Source organism: Gillisia sp. CAL575 (assembly GCF_000403785.1).
Lineage (GTDB): Bacteria > Bacteroidota > Bacteroidia > Flavobacteriales > Flavobacteriaceae > Gillisia.
Map to the genome: position 1 here is coordinate 1 of NZ_APHJ01000011.1, position 2,493 is coordinate 2,493.

Genomic DNA, 2,493 nt, shown 5'->3' on the forward strand with positions numbered 1-2,493 from the left:
TAGAAAATAAGTTGAGTGAAGATATGATGCTATTGAAAGAAAAACTAGGATCGTGATTTTAATTTTGATCAATTACGAAATCAAGCCCCATATCTACCGAACTAATACTATGAATTGTTTGGATATTTAATCAGATTAATATTCTAATTTAGAAAATTAAAGCAATTAGTCTTTTAAAATCTTTGCAACCTCCGGGCGCAAAGCAAGATTGTCATGACAATGACACATCTTGCTTTGCTTCTCCAAATGAAATTCTACCTTGTGGCATTTACCGATCGAATTGTAAGTTTGTAAAGAGATTTAGAAACTAGGTTTCTGAGGTAAGCAGATCTTATTTTTATATTTTTTTTTCATCAGCATATTTTTATACTAGAGACCAACTACTTTTCTTCATCATTAATTTTTTTGATGAGAAAACGATGAGTGCCTAAACTCTTTATATCACTAGTCTGATCTCTTATCTCTCATCATTCATCAAAAAAAAAGGTATGCTTTACGTTTATTTCCTCAAGGTATTGTTCAAAGTTTCAGAATGATGAGAATTATACAAAAAAGATGGTAAATGCAGGTTTTCGGAAGCTTTACAAATAATCACCAATCAGCATTTTTTAAGATCTTGTATTAAAATCAAATATTAATAAAAGAGTTTATTATGTCGCTTTTAATATTTTGCCTTTGCCGCAAATCACTGCCTATTTGTAAATCTTTTCGCGGTGTTCGACGAAAATTTTAAAAAATACAAAAATTAGAATATGATAAGAAATCAAGAATATTTCCCACTCTTTGCAGACTTGATATGTTGATCAGTAGACTCCTTAGTAAAATAGAATTAAACTGATGTTCTGTGGAACTATTAAATTTTTGTAAATACTAAATCTTATCAAAATAGTCTACTCCCCACATTCATTAAATTTATTCATTATAATTTTTTTTTCAGAAAAACTGTACACAATAGTTCTTGTATTACATTCGTGTATATATAGAGTTTTGTCTTGTTTCCAATTTGGAGAATATTGATCTATATAAATCCGATTTATTAGTTTACTATTTATATGCTTTTTTCCGTCCTTAATTATGCCTTGATACTTTCTGTTATAAGAGAGGTACCGGTTTTCAGTTTCTTCAAGAAATTTTTCAAATTCATAAATTTCTTCTGGGGATAGATTATAAATTTTATAAGTTTTACGATATTTTTTAGAAAAATATTCTTCACAGAGAATTACTCCTTCTATCCCTTTGTAATTAACTTCTCTATATTCTTGCGAGTAAGACTGATTGACATAAAAAACAATAAGGAAAAAAAATATTTTTTTTATTATCATAATTTTTCTGGTTTATCCATGTACAAATTTACTGCAACTATTTCCCCTATTAGCTTGTGCATTATAATTATCCTTGTATTTTTTTAGCAAGTTCAGGAAATTCATTGTTTAAACTTGTCCAACCAGTTGTATCAATAAAAAAAGTAATAATGACATAGATAAATAGACCTCAGATGAGTGGTTTTAAAGAAAATCATATCTTTACAGCACAAAGACGATTAAATAATATGAATTTCTTTGTTTTATGAAGTTTGGTGAATCATTCGGTGAAACATCAAATTGATTCTCAGTGAAAGTACTGTGGATAGGGCGTTTGTTCATGAATAAATTATCCTGCCACCCCGACTACAAGAAGCCTTAAACGAAAGTTTAGGGCTTTTTTTTGTTTTTAAAATACTATTAGAATGTGCGAGTTTTTGGGATCAAGTCTAAAACTTGTGGGATTTTAGAATTAAGCAAAAATTGTTGTAAGCCTATAGATGAAAAAATCTATGTTTCTAACCCCTCTGAATTGCGCTCTAAAAGCTTTTATTTTTGCATTGAATGATTCTGCTGAAGCATTTGTGCTTCGGTTGTCGAAGTAGTTAAGGATGTTCTTGTAATGTATTGACATTGTTCTAGCAATGGTATTGAAGCTATTAAATGCTGCCTGCCTTACCTTTTCGTCCCACTTTGCTAATCTTATAAGTGCCGTGGTTTTATCCCTTGTTTTGTTGAATATCCAAGATAGGTTTTGGCACAATTTGTAAGCTTTTTCCAGGTCAGGATAAAGTTGAAAAAGGATCTCCGCTCTTATCGATTGGCTCTGGGTCCATTTGTTGCTTGATTTATAGAGTAGGTATCTGCTTCTGGCCAATAATTGTTTTAGGGTGTCTCCATTAGCTAGGAGTTCTGGTGTATATTTTAAGGACTTGTTCTTGGCGTATTCTATGGCGTCATTTTCCTTGTCGAGGGCTTCCCACCTGTGTTTGATCCTTATTTCCTGTAGCGCATCCAAAGCTAATTTTTGCACGTGGAAACGGTCAATGACCAAAGTAGCGTTTGGGAATGATTTTTTAACGATAAGCCCCATATTTCCTGCCATATCCAATGTTGTCTCTTGAACTTTTCTTCGTTGTTTTACAGGGATTTTATGGAGTATCCTTATAACAGTTTCTGCTTTGGTTCCTTT

The 2,493-nt window shown here is 31.4% G+C and carries 2 protein-coding genes; both read right to left on the reverse strand.

Annotated elements, in window-relative coordinates; all coding sequences use genetic code 11:
- Window positions 1-890 precede the first annotated feature (890 nt).
- Window positions 891-1,322 carry a hypothetical protein gene (locus I130_RS00095; RefSeq protein WP_034917107.1) on the reverse strand — a complete coding sequence of 144 codons (432 nt, stop codon included), beginning with the start codon at window positions 1,320-1,322 and terminating at the stop codon, window positions 891-893.
- A 451-nt stretch (window positions 1,323-1,773) separates the two neighbouring features.
- Window positions 1,774-2,493: ISL3 family transposase (locus I130_RS00100; protein ID WP_034917111.1), on the reverse strand; the 720-nt coding region annotated here is incomplete at its 5' end.